The 14,809-nt window shown below is 61.9% G+C and carries 15 protein-coding genes; 13 read left to right on the forward strand and 2 right to left on the reverse strand.

Going from position 1 to position 14,809, the window contains the following annotated elements; translation table 11 throughout:
• Positions 1–25 precede the first annotated feature (25 nt).
• From M1B35_RS28950 to M1B35_RS28965, 4 genes are all read left to right on the forward strand, one after another.
• Positions 26–1,021: a 2-dehydro-3-deoxygalactonokinase gene (locus M1B35_RS28950; RefSeq protein ID WP_268263756.1), complete on the forward strand. Its 996-nt coding sequence runs from the start codon at positions 26–28 to the stop codon at positions 1,019–1,021.
• A 12-nt stretch (positions 1,022–1,033) separates the two neighbouring features.
• Positions 1,034–1,654 carry a 2-dehydro-3-deoxy-6-phosphogalactonate aldolase gene (locus M1B35_RS28955; protein ID WP_123330415.1) on the forward strand — a complete coding sequence of 207 codons (621 nt, stop codon included), beginning with the start codon at positions 1,034–1,036 and terminating at the stop codon, positions 1,652–1,654.
• A 47-nt stretch (positions 1,655–1,701) separates the two neighbouring features.
• Positions 1,702–2,850 carry a galactonate dehydratase gene (dgoD, locus tag M1B35_RS28960; RefSeq protein ID WP_268263757.1) on the forward strand — a complete coding sequence of 383 codons (1,149 nt, stop codon included), beginning with the start codon at positions 1,702–1,704 and terminating at the stop codon, positions 2,848–2,850.
• Between the two features lie 285 nt (positions 2,851–3,135).
• Entirely contained in the window at positions 3,136–3,939 is an 804-nt protein-coding gene (locus M1B35_RS28965) for an IclR family transcriptional regulator (RefSeq protein WP_268263758.1), read from the forward strand.
• A gap of 1 nt (position 3,940) precedes the next feature.
• Here M1B35_RS28965 and M1B35_RS28970 read toward each other — a convergent pair whose 3' ends face one another.
• Positions 3,941–4,993 carry an NAD(P)-dependent alcohol dehydrogenase gene (locus M1B35_RS28970; RefSeq protein WP_123330421.1) on the reverse strand — a complete coding sequence of 351 codons (1,053 nt, stop codon included), beginning with the start codon at positions 4,991–4,993 and terminating at the stop codon, positions 3,941–3,943.
• Between the two features lie 220 nt (positions 4,994–5,213).
• On the opposite strand from M1B35_RS28970, the gene M1B35_RS28975 reads away from it, so the two are divergent.
• A complete protein-coding gene (locus M1B35_RS28975; RefSeq protein WP_268263759.1) occupies positions 5,214–6,104 on the forward strand; it encodes an AraC family transcriptional regulator in 891 nt (296 codons plus the stop codon).
• A gap of 148 nt (positions 6,105–6,252) precedes the next feature.
• On the opposite strand, the gene M1B35_RS28980 is transcribed toward M1B35_RS28975, so the two are convergent.
• Positions 6,253–7,917 carry an electron transfer flavoprotein-ubiquinone oxidoreductase gene (locus M1B35_RS28980; protein WP_123330424.1) on the reverse strand — a complete coding sequence of 555 codons (1,665 nt, stop codon included), beginning with the start codon at positions 7,915–7,917 and terminating at the stop codon, positions 6,253–6,255.
• 550 nt (positions 7,918–8,467) lie between these two features.
• Here M1B35_RS28980 and M1B35_RS28985 point away from each other — a divergent pair.
• The 8 genes from M1B35_RS28985 to M1B35_RS29020 all read left to right on the forward strand — a co-directional run.
• Positions 8,468–9,217: an electron transfer flavoprotein subunit beta/FixA family protein gene (locus tag M1B35_RS28985; RefSeq protein ID WP_123330428.1), complete on the forward strand. Its 750-nt coding sequence runs from the start codon at positions 8,468–8,470 to the stop codon at positions 9,215–9,217.
• Positions 9,218–9,219: 2 nt separating this feature from the next.
• Positions 9,220–10,149, forward strand: a complete 930-nt coding sequence (locus tag M1B35_RS28990; RefSeq protein ID WP_123330430.1) for an electron transfer flavoprotein subunit alpha/FixB family protein — start codon at positions 9,220–9,222, stop codon at positions 10,147–10,149.
• A gap of 80 nt (positions 10,150–10,229) precedes the next feature.
• On the forward strand, positions 10,230–11,054 hold the full coding sequence (locus tag M1B35_RS28995) for a substrate-binding periplasmic protein (RefSeq protein ID WP_123330432.1): 825 nt from the start codon (positions 10,230–10,232) through the stop codon (positions 11,052–11,054).
• 9 nt (positions 11,055–11,063) lie between these two features.
• Complete coding sequence (locus M1B35_RS29000) at positions 11,064–11,420, forward strand: DUF4398 domain-containing protein (RefSeq protein ID WP_123330434.1); 357 nt, start codon at positions 11,064–11,066, stop codon at positions 11,418–11,420.
• Complete coding sequence (locus M1B35_RS29005; protein WP_123330436.1) at positions 11,417–12,229, forward strand: OmpA family protein; 813 nt, start codon at positions 11,417–11,419, stop codon at positions 12,227–12,229. Before M1B35_RS29000 ends, M1B35_RS29005 begins: the two co-directional genes overlap by 4 nt.
• Before the next feature lie 214 nt (positions 12,230–12,443).
• Entirely contained in the window at positions 12,444–13,883 is a 1,440-nt protein-coding gene (locus tag M1B35_RS29010; RefSeq protein WP_123330438.1) for an aminotransferase-like domain-containing protein, read from the forward strand.
• A 78-nt stretch (positions 13,884–13,961) separates the two neighbouring features.
• A complete protein-coding gene (locus tag M1B35_RS29015; RefSeq protein ID WP_123330440.1) occupies positions 13,962–14,477 on the forward strand; it encodes a translation initiation factor 2 in 516 nt (171 codons plus the stop codon).
• Between the two features lie 167 nt (positions 14,478–14,644).
• Positions 14,645–14,809: YkgJ family cysteine cluster protein (locus tag M1B35_RS29020; protein ID WP_268263761.1), on the forward strand; the 165-nt coding region annotated here is incomplete at its 3' end.

A 14,809-nucleotide genomic window follows, 5' to 3' on the forward strand; every position in this document is an offset into this window, starting at 1 on the left:
CTAAAAACAACTCACAGGTGAAGCGATGCAGGCGCAACTGATTGCCCTCGATTGGGGGACGACCTCCCTTCGTGCATACAAACTCGGGGCCGCAGGCGCGGTGCTGGAACAGCGCACGCTGACCTTCGGCATCATGCAACTGCCCAAGGCTGCGCGGATGCTTCTCGGCCAGGAATGCGCTGACGGTTTCGAGCTGGCCTTCGATGAGGCCTGTGGCGATTGGCTGGATGCCCAGCCCGACTTGCCGGTGATTGCCTGCGGCATGGTGGGCAGCGCCCAGGGCTGGCGCGAGGCGAGTTACTGCGCGACGCCGGCGGATGTGGCCGAGCTGGGCCAGGCCCTGGTCACGGTCCGCAGCCTGTGCGGCGCCGACCTGCACATCGTGCCGGGGGTGATCCAGCGTTCGCGCTTGCCTAATGTGATGCGCGGTGAAGAAACTCAAGTGCTCGGCGCGCTGCAGAGCCTGCCCGCCGCCGCGCTGGACAACCTGTTGATCGGCCTGCCCGGCAGCCACTCGAAATGGGTGGAAGTGGACGAAGGCTGCATCGTGCATTTCGATACCTTCATGACCGGCGAGTTGTTTGCCGTGCTCAGTGAACACAGCATCCTCGGGCGTACCCAGCACGTCGGCGGCCTGTTTGACGGTGATGCCTTTGATCGTGGGGTGCAGGTGGCGCTGTCGGCCGAGGGTGAAATCGGCCCGCTGTCGACCATGTTCAGCGCCCGCAGCCTCGGCCTCACCGGCCAGCTCAGCGCGGGTGCGCAGGGGGATTACCTGTCCGGGCTGTTGATCGGCCACGAGCTCTCGGCCCTGGCCGCCGTGCAGCGCCGCCGGCGCAACAGCGTGCACCTGCCGTCCATCCTGCTTATCGGCAATTCTCAACTCTGTGCCCGCTACAGCCGGGCCCTTCCAGCCTGCGGTTTTGCCCAGGTGACCCTGGCCGAGCAGGCCACCGAGCGCGGGTTGTGGCAACTGGCCGAAGCGGCCGGGCTGCTCGACCCGGTGCGCGCCCATTCCTGAACGAGGTTCGACATGCTCAAGCAAGCACTGGCACACAACGGCCTGGTGGCGATTCTTCGGGGGCTGCATCCGTCACAGGCCGAGGCCATCGGTGCGGTGTTGTACCGCGCGGGCTTTCGGGTCATCGAGGTGCCGCTCAATTCCCCGGAACCCTATGACAGCATCCGCATCCTGCGCAGCAGCCTGCCTGCCGATTGCCTGATCGGGGCCGGTACAGTGCTGACCCCGGAGCAGGTGCACCAGGTCAAGGCCGCGGGTGGGCAAGTGATCGTGATGCCCCACAGCGACCCCTTGGTGCTGCGGGCAGCCAAGGCGGCGGGGCTGTTTCTGTCCCCCGGCGTGGCCACCCCCACCGAGGCTTTCGCCGCGCTGGCCGAAGGCGCCGATGTGTTGAAGATGTTCCCCGCCGAGCAAATGGGCCCGGCGGTGGTCAAGGCCTGGCTTGCGGTGTTGCCGGCGGGCACGGTGTTGCTGCCGGTGGGCGGCATTACCCCGGACAACATGGCAGTGTTCGTCGAAGCCGGGGTCAAAGGCTTTGGCTTGGGCTCGGGGCTGTTCAAGCCGGGGCTGAGTGTGGAACAAGTGGCGCTGCGCGCCGAGGCCTATGTTGCGGCCTGGAAAACATTGGCCTGAGACGTCCTGGCGCTTGCGGGCGCTGCATCCAATAAGAGAGACCAACGATGAAAATCACCAAACTGACCACCTTTATCGTGCCGCCGCGCTGGTGTTTCCTCAAAGTCGAAACCGACCAGGGCGTGACCGGTTGGGGCGAACCGGTGGTGGAAGGGCGGGCGCACACCGTGGCGGCGGCGGTCGAGGAACTGAGCGACTACCTGATCGGCAAGGACCCGCGCAACATCGAAGACATCTGGACCGTGCTCTATCGCGGCGGCTTCTACCGGGGCGGCGCGGTGCACATGAGTGCCCTGGCCGGTATCGACCAGGCGCTGTGGGACATCAAGGGCAAGGCCTTGGGTGTGTCGGTCAGTGATCTGTTGGGGGGGCAGGTGCGGGACAAAATCCGCGTGTATTCGTGGATCGGCGGTGATCGCCCGGCGGACACTGCGCGGGCCGCCAAAGAGGCAGTGGCGCGTGGGTTTACCGCGGTGAAAATGAATGGCACCGAAGAGCTGCAGTTTCTCGACACCTTTGACAAGGTCGACCTGGCCCTGGCTAACGTCGCGGCAGTACGCGATGCGGTGGGACCGAACGTGGGGATTGGCGTGGACTTCCATGGCCGGGTGCACAAGCCCATGGCCAAGGTGCTGATGAAGGAGCTCGACCCCTACAAACTGATGTTTATCGAGGAGCCGGTGCTCAGCGAAAACTACGAAGCGCTCAAGGAGCTGGCGCCGTTGACCAGCACGCCGATTGCCTTGGGGGAGCGGCTGTTCTCGCGCTGGGATTTCAAGCGGGTGCTCAGCGAGGGGTACGTGGACATCATCCAGCCGGATGCGTCCCACGCGGGTGGCATCACTGAGACCCGCAAGATCGCCAACATGGCCGAAGCCTATGACGTGGCTCTGGCCCTGCATTGCCCCCTGGGGCCAATCGCTCTGGCGGCCTGCCTGCAACTGGATGCGGTGTGCTACAACGCCTTTATCCAGGAGCAGAGCCTGGGCATCCACTACAACGAGAGCAACGACCTGCTGGATTACGTCAAGGATCCGCGGGTGTTTGATTACGACAAAGGCTACGTGAAGATCCCCAATGGCCCGGGCCTGGGGATCGAGATCAACGAGGAATACGTCATCGAACGCGCCGCCATTGGCCACCGCTGGCGCAACCCGATCTGGCGCCATGCCGACGGCAGTTTCGCCGAATGGTAACCCCCTCGCCGGCGACAGAGCCTTGAGGCTTGCGGCGCTGCTGAAATCGCCATCGCTGGCAAGCCAGCTCCTACACAAAGCCTCACCGCCGTACCCTTGTAGGAGCCGGCTCGCCGGCGATAGAGCCTTGAAGCTTGAAGCTTGAAGCTTGAAGCTTGCAGCTTGCAGCTTGCAGCTTGCAGCTTGCAGCTCTCGGCGCTATTGAACTCGCCATCGCTGGCGAGTTGTAGTCCTGACCGGCGGGCGACCATAATGCCGCCGGTTCTCTCCCTCAGAAGGCTGGATATGCAGGACGATTCCCCCAAGACCGCCAAGGATGCCGCCCCCACCGGTACCCAGACACTGCTCCGGGGCCTGGGCGTGGTCCAGGCCGTGGCCAGCGGTGCCCGTGACCTCAAGGAGATCGCCGGGCTGATCGGCACCACCCGTAGCACCACCCATCGCCTGGCCAGTTGCCTGGTGGAGGAACGCTACCTGCGGGTGGTGCCGCAAGTGGGCTACCTGCTGGGGCCGAAGCTGATCGAACTGGGTTTCCAGGCACGGGAAGCGCTGCCCCTGGTGACCCTGGCCACGCCGTTTCTGGACGAGCTCTCGGCCCTGACCGGCGACACCATTCACCTGGCGATCCGTGAAGACGACGACGTGTTGTACCTGCACAAGAACCCGGGGCGTAACGGCCCGGAAATGCGTTCGCGGGTTGGCCATCGCATGCCGTTGGCGCGCACCGGGATCGGCAAGGCCTTGATGCTGGACGATGGGGTCGAGGATTGGCGCCGGCTGTATCAGATCAGCCTGCCGGTGGGGGGCAAGAATGCATTGTGGCCGGACCACGTGGAGCCGACGTGGGAGCAGTTCCAGCAGCGCATGCTGGAGTACGTCAAGGGGGGCTACGCCTTCGACCTGGAAGACAACGAACCGTCGATCCGCTGTGTGGCGGCGCCGGTGCGTGATGCCAGCGGCGCGATCGTCGCCGGCATCAGTATCGCCAGTACCTTGCCTTATATGCCCTTGGAGAAAATGGCCGAGCTGATCCCCCTGGTGAAGCAGGTGACCGCTCGGCTGTCCGCAGAGTTGGGCGCCAAGGCCTGAATCAGACCTTGAGGGTGGCCATGTCGATGACGAAACGGTACTTCACGTCGCCGTTGATCATGCGGGTGTAAGCCTCGTTGATGTGGCGGATGTCGAGCATCTCGATGTCGCAGGTGATGTTGTGCTCGGCGCAGAAATCCAGGACTTCCTGGGTTTCGGCAATACCGCCGATCAAGGAGCCGGCCAGTACCCGGCGGCTCATCACCAGCTTGCCGGCGTGTACCGGCGGGTCAACCGGTTCGATCAGGCCCACGAGGATGTGCACGCCGTCAAAGCGCAGGGTGTCCAGGTAGGGGTTGAGGTCGTGCTGCACCGGAATGGTGTCCAGCAGGAAGTCGAAATGCCCGGCCACGGCCTTCATCTGTTCGGCATCGGTGGAGACGATCACATGGTCGGCACCTTGGCGACGGCCTTCCTCGGCCTTGCTCGCCGAGCGAGTGAACAGGGTGACTTCCGCACCCAGGGCCTTGGCGAACTTGATGCCCATGTGGCCCAAGCCGCCCATGCCGAGAATCCCGACCTTGTCGCCCGCCTTCACCCCGTAGTGCTTGAGCGGCGAGTAGGTGGTGATGCCGGCGCACAGCAGCGGTGCGGCACTGGCCAGGTCGAGCTTCTCGGGGATGCGCACCACGAAGTGCTCGCTGACCACGATGCTGTCGGAGTAGCCGCCCATGGTGTTGCTGCCATCGACCCGGTCCGGGGTGGCGTAGGTCATGGTCGGGCCTTCCAGGCAGTATTGCTCCAGGTCCGATTGGCAGGCGGCGCATTGGCGGCACGAGTCCACCATGCAGCCGACGCCTACTAAGTCGCCCACCTTGTGCGCGGTGACGCTGGCGCCGACGGCCGTGACTTTGCCGACAATCTCGTGGCCCGGCATCAAGGGATAGACGGCGATCCCCCATTCGTTGCGTGCCTGGTGAATGTCGGAGTGGCACACGCCGCAGTACAGGATCTCGATGGCGACGTCATCGGCACGTGGGCTGCGACGCTGGAAACTCATGGGGGCGAGGGGAGTGGTGGCCGACTGGGCGGCATAACCGATGGCGGTGTACATGAAGAACCTCGCAAAAGCGCTGAAAAGTGAGGCGGGCCATTTTCCCCATCGCGCCGGGGTGCGGCCATGGCGATTGCTCCGAGTCTTATGCCTAAAGCTCCGGGGGAGCCGCTGAAAGCGGCAAGCGACAAGCTGCAGGCTATAAACTGTGTGCCCACGCTCGCCGCTTGCGACTCACCGCTTGTAGCTTGCCGCTCTCCACAATCCGAGAAGTGCTCCAATGCTTTTGACCCGCCATGTCGATGCCAACGCCACGCTGGTTTCCCTGATCGAGGGGCTGACGCCCTGCGATGGTTTCTCGCCAACCCATTTGCCGGGCGTGCAGGTGCTGCGTGCCAGTTGCGACGTGGCGCGGGGGCCGCAGATCTACGAGCCGAGCCTGATGATCGTGGCCCAGGGCAGCAAGGTCGCGTACCTGGGCCCGCGCACCCTGGAATATGGCGCCGGGCACTACTTGATCCAGGCGATGCCAGTGCCCTTCGAATGCGAGACCTTTGCCTTGCCCAATGCACCCTTGCTGGGGGTGACCGTGGGCATTGATCGGGTGGTGTTGGGGGAGTTGGTAATGGCCATGGGCATTCAGGCTGGGCCACCGCCGGCGGCGCAGACCCTGGAGTCGATGAGTTCGGTGGTGCTGGATGACGCCATGCGCGGCTGCGTCGAGCGGTTGTTGCAGTGTTTGCACGATCCGCTGGAGAGCCGGATCCTGGGGCCGGCGCGGGTCCGGGAATTACTGTTCACCGCGTTGCGTGGACCCCAGGCCGATGTATTGCGGGCGTTGGTGGAGCAGCAGGGGCAGTTTTCCCGGGTGGCGACGTCGTTGAGCCATCTGCACGCCCATTACGCCGAACCCCTGAACATCGAAACCCTGGCGGGTTATGCGCACATGAGTGCCTCAACCTTTCATGAGCATTTCAAGCGCTGCACCTTGCTGTCGCCGGTGCAGTACCTCAAGCGCTTGCGGCTGCTCAAGGCCCAGCAGTTGCTGCTGGTGGACGGCATGGGCGTGGCACAGGCGGCGCACAGCGTGGGCTACCAGAGCACCTCGCAGTTCAGCCGCGAGTACAAACGTTATTTCGAGCGTAACCCTGGGGAAGAGCGCGTGGCGTAAGCCTTGATGTTGGCGGCTATCGCTGGCAAGCCAGCTCCTACGGGCGGGGGCGACGCGTTGGTTTTTTGTAGGCGCCGACTTGCCGGCGATGGAGTCTGCAAACATAAAAAGGCCCCCATATAGGGGGCCTCTCTTGGACGGTGGCGACTTACATGTTCGGGTAAGTCGGCCCGCCTGCACCTTCCGGGGTGACCCAGGTGATGTTCTGCGAAGGGTCCTTGATGTCACAGGTCTTGCAGTGCACGCAGTTCTGGGCGTTGATCTGGAAGCGCTTCTCGCCGTCTTCCTTGGTGATCACTTCATACACACCGGCCGGGCAGTAGCGCTGGGCAGGCTCATCGTACAGCGGCAGGTTCTTACCAATCGGGATGCTTGGGTCGGTCAGCTTCAGGTGGCACGGCTGTTCTTCTTCGTGGTTGGTACCAGAGATGAACACCGAGCTGAGTTTGTCGAAGCTGAGTTTGCCGTCGGGTTTCGGGTAGTCGATCTTCTTGCACTCGACCGCTGGCTTCAGGCACGCGAAGTCTGGCTTGGTGTCATGCAGGGTAAACGGCAGTTTGCCGCCGAAGAGGTTCTGGTCCACCCAGTTGAAACCGCCGCCGACTATAGCGCCGAACTTGTGGATCGCCGGGCCGAAGTTGCGGCTGGCGAACAGTTCTTCATACAGCCAACTGGCTTTGAAACCATCAACGTAAGCGGTCAGTTCATCAGCGCCTTCGGAACCGGCGAACAGCGCATCGGCCACTGCATCGGCCGCGAGCATGCCGGACTTCATGGCGGTGTGGCTGCCCTTGATCTTGGCGAAGTTCAGGGTGCCCAGGTCGCAACCGATCAGGGCGCCGCCCTTGAATACCATCTTCGGCAGCGAGTTCAGGCCGCCTTTGCAGATGGCGCGGGCGCCGTAGCTGATGCGCTTGCCGCCTTCCAGGTACTGCTTGAGCACCGGGTGATGCTTGAGGCGCTGGAATTCGTCGAACGGCGACAGGAACGTATTGCTGTAGGACAGATCGACGATCAGGCCGACCACCACCTGGTTGTTTTCCAGGTGATAGAGGAAGGAGCCGCCGGTGTTTTCGTTGCCCATGATCTCCAGCGGCCAGCCGGCGGTGTGGACCACCAGGCCCGGTTGGTGCTTGGCCGGATCGATTTCCCAGATTTCCTTCAGGCCGATGCCGTAGTGCTGGGCGTCAGCGTCACTGGCCAGGTTGAAGCGCTGGATCAGTTGCTTGCCGATGTGGCCACGGCAGCCTTCGGCGAACAGGGTGTATTTGCCGCGCAGTTCCATACCCGGGGTGTAGAGGCCTTCTTTGGGTTGGCCTTCACGGTCCACGCCCAGGTCGCCGGTGATGATTCCGCGGACCACACCGTTTTCGTCGAACAGGGCTTCCTGGGCGGCGAAGCCCGGGTAGATTTCCACGCCCAGGTTCTCGGCCTGCTGGGCCAGCCAGCGGCACAGGTTGCCCAGGGAGATGATGTAGTTGCCTTCGTTGTGCATGGTCTTGGGCACAAAGAAGTCCGGAACCTTGGTGGCGCTCTCGGCGTTGCGCAGCACATAGATGTCATCGCGCTTGACCGGGGTGTTCAACGGCGCGCCGAGTTCTTTCCAGTCCGGGAAGAGTTCGTTCAGGGCCCGTGGTTCGAACACCGCACCGGACAGGATGTGAGCACCGACTTCGGAGCCTTTCTCGACCACGCAGACGCTGATTTCCTTACCGGCTTCGGCGGCCTTCTGCTTCAGTCGGCAGGCGGCGGACAGGCCAGCGGGGCCGGCACCGACGATGACCACGTCGAATTCCATGTATTCGCGTTCCACTAGGCTATCTCCTACTCAAGGCTCTACGGTTTTTCTAATTTTGGAGGTTTGGCGGTATCGTCGCTTCGCGCTGCGACGCAGGGGCGCGCGGGCGGCGAGTGACTCACCTTTCTCTCTGGGCGGCGCATTATATCTACACCACTGTCAGCGTCCAATACAAACGTTTGTTTGAAATTGCCGCAGGCCAGGTAAATCAAAGAGGGACGGCTTATAAGTGGCCGTTTTGCCGTATTGACCGGAAAAGGCGTTCCGGTCAAGATACGGTCGGTTTTGCGCTCGCCGTAGGCTGACTGTTGGTTTCAAGAGCACCTCTAAAGACAGGGCAAGGCAATAAAGGTGACGCAATGCGCAGCTGGGCAGTGCGCAGTTTACACGCCGCGATAATGAATGACTCGTCGGTCATCACTGACGAACGGTCATCACCCCGTGAGCAAGGTCATCCTTAATGACAAGCGCCAGCGTTTTTGGAGGTGCCCTTGTGCCGATGAGCATCAACCGCCAGGTTCTCGCCTAGGCGACTTTCTTTTCACCGGAGAGTAACGAGGAATCCATGAAGGTTCTTGTAGCTGTCAAACGCGTTGTCGATTACAACGTGAAAGTTCGCGTCAAGGCGGACAATTCCGGCGTCGACCTCGCTAACGTCAAGATGTCGATGAACCCTTTCTGCGAAATCGCCGTGGAAGAAGCCGTACGCCTGAAAGAGAAAGGCGTGGCGACTGAAATCGTCGTCGTCTCCATCGGTCCTGCTACTGCTCAAGAGCAACTGCGTACCGCCCTGGCACTGGGTGCCGATCGCGCCGTCCTCGTCGAATCCGCCGATGAATTGAACTCCCTGGCCGTGGCCAAGCTGCTCAAGGCCGTGGTCGATAAGGAACAGCCGCAGTTGGTGATCCTGGGCAAACAAGCCATCGACAGCGACAACAACCAGACCGGCCAGATGTTGGCTGCGCTGACCGGTTACGGTCAGGGCACCTTTGCTTCGAAAGTCGAAGTGAGTGGCGACAAGGTTGCCGTGACCCGTGAAATCGACGGCGGCGCGCAAACAGTCTCCCTGAGCCTGCCAGCCATCGTGACCACCGACCTGCGTTTGAACGAGCCGCGTTATGCGTCCCTGCCAAACATCATGAAAGCCAAGAAGAAGCCGCTTGAAGTGCTGACTCCGGATGCTTTGGGCGTTTCCACCGCCTCCACCAACAAGACCGTGAAAGTCGAAGCGCCGGCTGCACGCAGCGCGGGCATCAAGGTCAAGTCGGTGGCTGAACTGGTCGAGAAACTGAAAAACGAAGCGAAGGTAATCTGATCATGACTATCTTGGTAATCGCCGAACACGACAACAAGGTGCTGGCCCCGGCCACCCTGAACACCGTGGCCGCTGCCGCTAAAATCGGTGGTGATATCCACGTTCTGGTCGCTGGCCAAGGCGCTGGTGCCGTGGCTGAAGCTGCAGCAAAAATCGCTGGCGTGAGCAAAGTATTGGTTGCCGATAACGCCGCCTACGCTCACCAACTGCCAGAAAACGTTGCCCCTCTGGTAGCAGAGCTGGGCGCTGGCTACAGCCACATCCTGGCTGCCGCTACCTCCAACGGCAAAAACATCCTGCCGCGCGTTGCTGCGCAGCTGGACGTTGACCAGATCTCCGAGATCATCTCGGTGGAAAGCGCTGATACCTTCAAGCGCCCGATCTACGCCGGTAACGCCATCGCTACCGTACAGTCCAACGCTTCGGTAAAAGTTATCACCGTACGTGCAACCGGTTTCGACCCGGTGGCTGCTGAAGGTGGTTCGGCTGCTGTTGAAGCCGTTGCGGCTGCTCACGACGCAGGCACTTCGTCCTTCGTTGGCGAAGAGCTGGCCAAGTCCGATCGTCCTGAACTGACCGCTGCCAAGATCGTCGTTTCCGGCGGCCGCGGTATGCAGAACGGTGACAACTTCAAGCACCTGTACGCCCTGGCCGACAAGCTGGGCGCGGCGGTCGGCGCTTCCCGCGCTGCAGTCGACGCAGGCTTTGTGCCCAACGATATGCAGGTCGGCCAGACCGGCAAGATCGTTGCGCCACAGCTGTACATCGCCGTGGGTATCTCCGGCGCGATCCAGCATTTGGCCGGCATGAAGGACTCCAAAGTGATCGTCGCGATCAACAAGGACGAAGAAGCACCGATTTTCCAAGTGGCCGATTACGGCCTGGTGGCGGACTTGTTCGAAGCCATCCCTGAGCTGGAGAAGCTGGTCTAATCCAGCGGCTTCACTTATAAAGAGCCCGGCCTTTTGGCCGGGTTTTTTATTGTCTGCAATTTGTCGGGGAGACTGTGCTCATGGATCTGCGCCGCTTGAGTGGCTGGTCAGTGCTGTTGGGGCTGACGCTGTTGCCATCGTTGTCGATGGCGGCGGGCAAGTGCGAACGCCTGGTGGTGACCGGCAGCCCGGACGCGCCGCCCTATCTGTGGCGTGACCCGCAGAATCCCAAGCACTTGATGGGCGCCAGCGCCGACCTGTTGCAGCACGTAGCGGGTGAACTGGGAGTGAAGGTCGAGCTGCTGTACAGCGGCAAGCGCTCCGAAGCCCTGGACGAGGTGCGTAGCGGGCGCATGGACCTGCTGGCCGACGCGCCACTGACCCTGAACGAGCTGGAGTCCCTGGACTACATTCATCCGGCCCTGGTGCAAAATGATTACCTGGTCTGGACCCGCAAGGACTCGACCCTGGTCTACAGCCAGATGGCCGACCTGCAAGGCCATGCCGGCGCCGTATCGGAAAAGGCCCGGCTGACCCAGCCCTTTGCTGCCTTGGCCAAGGAGCAACTGAGCCTCAAGCGCCTGCCCAACCTGACCCAGGTGTTCCAGAAGCTGCTGCTGGGGGAGGTGGAGTACGTGCTGGCCCCGCGTTATGCCGGCATGGCCATGGCGCAGTCCCTGGGCATGGCCAATGACCTGCAAGCCTTCCCCCAGGCGGTGGATAAACCCGGGCTGTTCCTGGCCATCTCTCACAACTCGGCCTGCAATGACCCCTGGTTGCGCGGACAGCTGGCGAAAAAGATGACAGAATTGCCCGCGTCCGGTCTGACGGAAGCCTTGCTGCAGCGCAATCTAGAGCTGTGGAAGGCGCAGTTGCAGCAACCCGTCAGCGCCCCAAAACAGTAGGAATTTTGTGTGAGTATTCGACCTCTTTTCGCTGCCCTGGCCGTTTTGGCTCTGGCGGGTTGTGCAGCCGATCCGGCGCCGAATGAACAATTGCGCCTGACCGAGCAAGCGCTGGAACAGGCCAAGGCGGTAGGCGCCTCGGCAGACGAAGTCCCGGAGTTGAAACTCGCCGAGGACAAGTTCACCCAGGCCCAGGCCGACATGCAGGACCAATCTTTCAAGGACGCGCGGATGCAAGCCGAACAGGCCGAGTTGGATGCGCGCTTGGCGGAAGCCCGGGTCCTGACCCTGAAAAGCCAGGAACAGTTGAAGGTGCTCAACACCCGCATCACTCGCCTGCGCAAGCAACTGGGAGATGCCCAATGAAGTTGATCAAGGGGGGAGTGGGCACAGCCCTGATTTTGGCGCTGGGCGGCCTTTATGGCTGCGCCGGCCAGCACGGCGACGCCGCCTTGCAACAAGCCAGCAGCGACTTCCAGAAGGTCAAGGAAGACGCCAATGTGCTGCGTATTGCGCCCAAGGACGTGATCCGCGCCGGTGAATCCCTGGCTCGCGCCGACCGTCTGTCCAGCTATTGGGGCAGTGGCGCCGACGTAGTGCATTACGCGTACCTGAGCCAGCGCTACAGCGAAATCGCCCGCGAGCACAGCGAGCAGGTGCTCAACCAGGAGCGTGCGACCAAGCTTGAACTGGAGCGCCAGCGCCTGCAGTTGGCCTTGCGCGAAGCCAAGTTGATCAGCGTGCAGCAGCAGGGCAAGTGGCTTGAAGAACAGATCATCAGCCTGGCCACCACCCAGACCGACCGCGGCCTGGTGATGACCCTGGGCGACGTGCTGTTCGACACCGGCGAAGCGGAGCTCAAGAGCTCGGCCAATCGCACCGTGCTCAAGGTGGTGCAATTCCTGCAACTGAACCCCAAACGCGTGGTGCGCATCGAGGGCTACACCGACAACACCGGTGACAAGCAGCACAATCTGCAACTGTCCCGTGATCGCGCTCAGTCAGTGGCGGATGTACTGGTGGACCTGGGCATCGACGAGAAGCGGGTCCAGGTCGAAGGTTATGGCGACGACTACCCGGTAGAAGCGAATGCGTCGGAGCGCGGGCGGGCGCAGAACCGTCGGGTGGAGATTGTGTTCTCCGACGAAGCCGGCCAACTCGGCGCTGCCCGCTAAGGTTGGGGCGGTCAAAAAGACCCGGTTACCCTTGGCGGTGCCGGGTTTTTTAATGCCTGTGAAGAGCGTGGCAAAATCCAGCGGTTTTGCTTTTCACTGCACTGTATCCTCGACTATTGTAGAAACTGTCCCAGTACACTTCGTAACTGTTCCGGTATTGTTCCGGTATTGCTTCGCACAAAAATAAAATGCCCGTGAAACCGAGTGCCGCGTCATGACCAACCTCTTGCTCTATCAACGTATCGCCCAGCAACTGGCCGAAGACATCCGCCGTGGTGTCTATCAGCCCGGGGAGCGCGTGCCTTCCGTGCGCAAGATGAGCTCGCAGCTCAACGTCAGCCATGCCACGGTGCTTCAGGCCTACGCCAACCTTGAGGATCAGGGGCTGATCCGCGCGCGGCCGCAATCGGGTTACTACGTGCACCAGACGCCGGCGCTGACCGCGCCGACCCCGGACATCGCCCGGGTCGAGCGCCCGGGCCTGGTCACGCGCAGCAGCATCATCCAGCAGGTGCTGGTGGAGTCCCGGCGCGAAGGGGTGTTTCCTCTCGGGGCGGCGGTGCCCAGCGTGGATTACCTGCCCGTGCGGGCGCTGCACCAGCAACTGGCCAAGGTCACGCGGTTCCATAGCCCGCGGGCGTTCAGCTACATGTTCAGCCCGGGTTTCGAGCCGTTGCGCCGCCAAGTGGCGATTCGCATGCGCGATGCCGGCGTGGTGGTGGACCCGTCGGAAGTGGTGATTACCCACGGTTGTGTCGACGCCCTGCAGATGTCGCTGCGGGTTCTGACCCGCCCGGGCGACCTGATCGCCGCCGAGTCGCCGACCTATTACGGTTTGCTGCAACTGGCAGATCTGCTGGGCCTGAAGGTGATCGAGATCCCCAGTGACCCGGCCACCGGCATGAGCCTGGAGGCACTGCAACTGGCGGCCAACCAGTGGTCGATCAAGGCTTTGGTGCTGACCACGCGCCTGAGCAATCCCCTGGGCGGCACCATGCCCGAGGAGCGGCAGAAGCAGTTGCTGCGCCTGGCCTCGGATTTCGATATCCAGGTGGTTGAGGACGACATTTATGGCGAGCTGATGTTTGAAGTCGGCCGCACCAAGGCGCTGAAAGCCTACGACCGCCTGGACCGGGTGATCTATTGCTCGAGTTTTTCCAAGACCCTGTCGCCGGGCGTGCGGATCGGCTGGATGATTGCCGGTAAATATCAGCAGGAGATCCAGCGCCTGCAGACCTTCAGCACCCACTCGGCCTGCAGCGTGACCCAGATGGGCGTGGCCGCCTATCTGGAAAACGGCGGCTACGATCGGCACCTGCGGCATATCCGCCAGGAGTACCGCAAGAACCTCAGCGCCTTCCAGTTGGCGGTGCAGCAGTACTTTCCCGAAGGCACGCAGATCACTCGGCCCACCGGTGGCTTTATTCTCTGGGTCAGTTTGCCGGGGCGGGTCAACACCCAGGAACTGCATGTACGGGCCTTGCAGCAAGGCATCAGCATTGCCCCGGGGCTGATCTTCAGCAATACCGAGCAATTCAACCACTGCATCCGCCTCAATTGCGGCACCCCGTGGAATCGCGAGGCTGAGCGGGCGTTGATGACCCTGGGCATGTTGGCCAGCCAATTGTGCCAGGAGGCGGCCGGCGGTTTTTAACGGGTCGGGTCTCAATGCTTGTCATGACGTCCGCAACGAGCGAGCATATGGCACCTTTGGTTGACCCTGCCTGTGTGTATGAACGTTTTTTCGCCTGCCTTATGGTTGTCGCTTTGCCTGCTCGGAGCCGTCAGTGCCGGCCCGGTACAGGCGGCGTCGGCCCAGGAAAAGACGCCAGCTCCCGCAGCGCAGCCGCAGTCATCGTCGAGCAGCCACTCCAGCGCTGCAAAGAAGGCCCCGGCAACCAAGGCTCCGGTGAAACCCAAGGCCAAGCCGGCCAAACCGGTGAAAAAGCGTGCGCCGATAGCCTCCAAGTCCAAATCCGCCAGCGAGATTGCCAAGACGCCTTTGCCGCCCGCTAAGCTCGATCTGAGCTTGCCTCAGGAGATGGTCAAGCACCTGCAGCCGATCGGTTCGGTCGATCTGCCCAAGCGTCAGCCATTGTTGCCGCAGATGTTTGGCGAGAAGCCCAAGGACACCAGTCCGTTTCAGCTCAACGGACGCTTGTTGAGCAACGAAATGCAATTGCAGCTGCGTAACGAAGAGCGCCGTGATGTTGAAGGCGCGGCCCTGGATTTCGAGTTCAAGCAGTAAAAATCCCCCTGAGTGTGACTGTCGGGACCGACACTTTGTCGGAGACTGATCAGTCACACGTGGTTGAGCGCAAAAACCGTTCTTTGAGCAATTTAAAACGGCTGTTTTAGCGGTTACTCTTACTGCGCGTCATTCAACCCTTTGCCCGTCGCGAGGAGCTTTTCGCCATGAAATGCCGTGAAGGTTGTGGCGCTTGCTGCATTGCCCCCTCCATCAGTACGCCGATGCCCGGTATGCCCAATGGCAAGCCGGCCGGAGAACGTTGCATTCATCTCTCTGTCGAACACCTGTGTGCGCTGTTTGGCCGGCCCGAACGGCCTCCGGTGTGCGGG

It is taken from the genome of Pseudomonas morbosilactucae, from assembly GCF_023241665.1.
In the GTDB taxonomy this organism is placed as follows: Bacteria; Pseudomonadota; Gammaproteobacteria; order Pseudomonadales; family Pseudomonadaceae; genus Aquipseudomonas; species Aquipseudomonas morbosilactucae.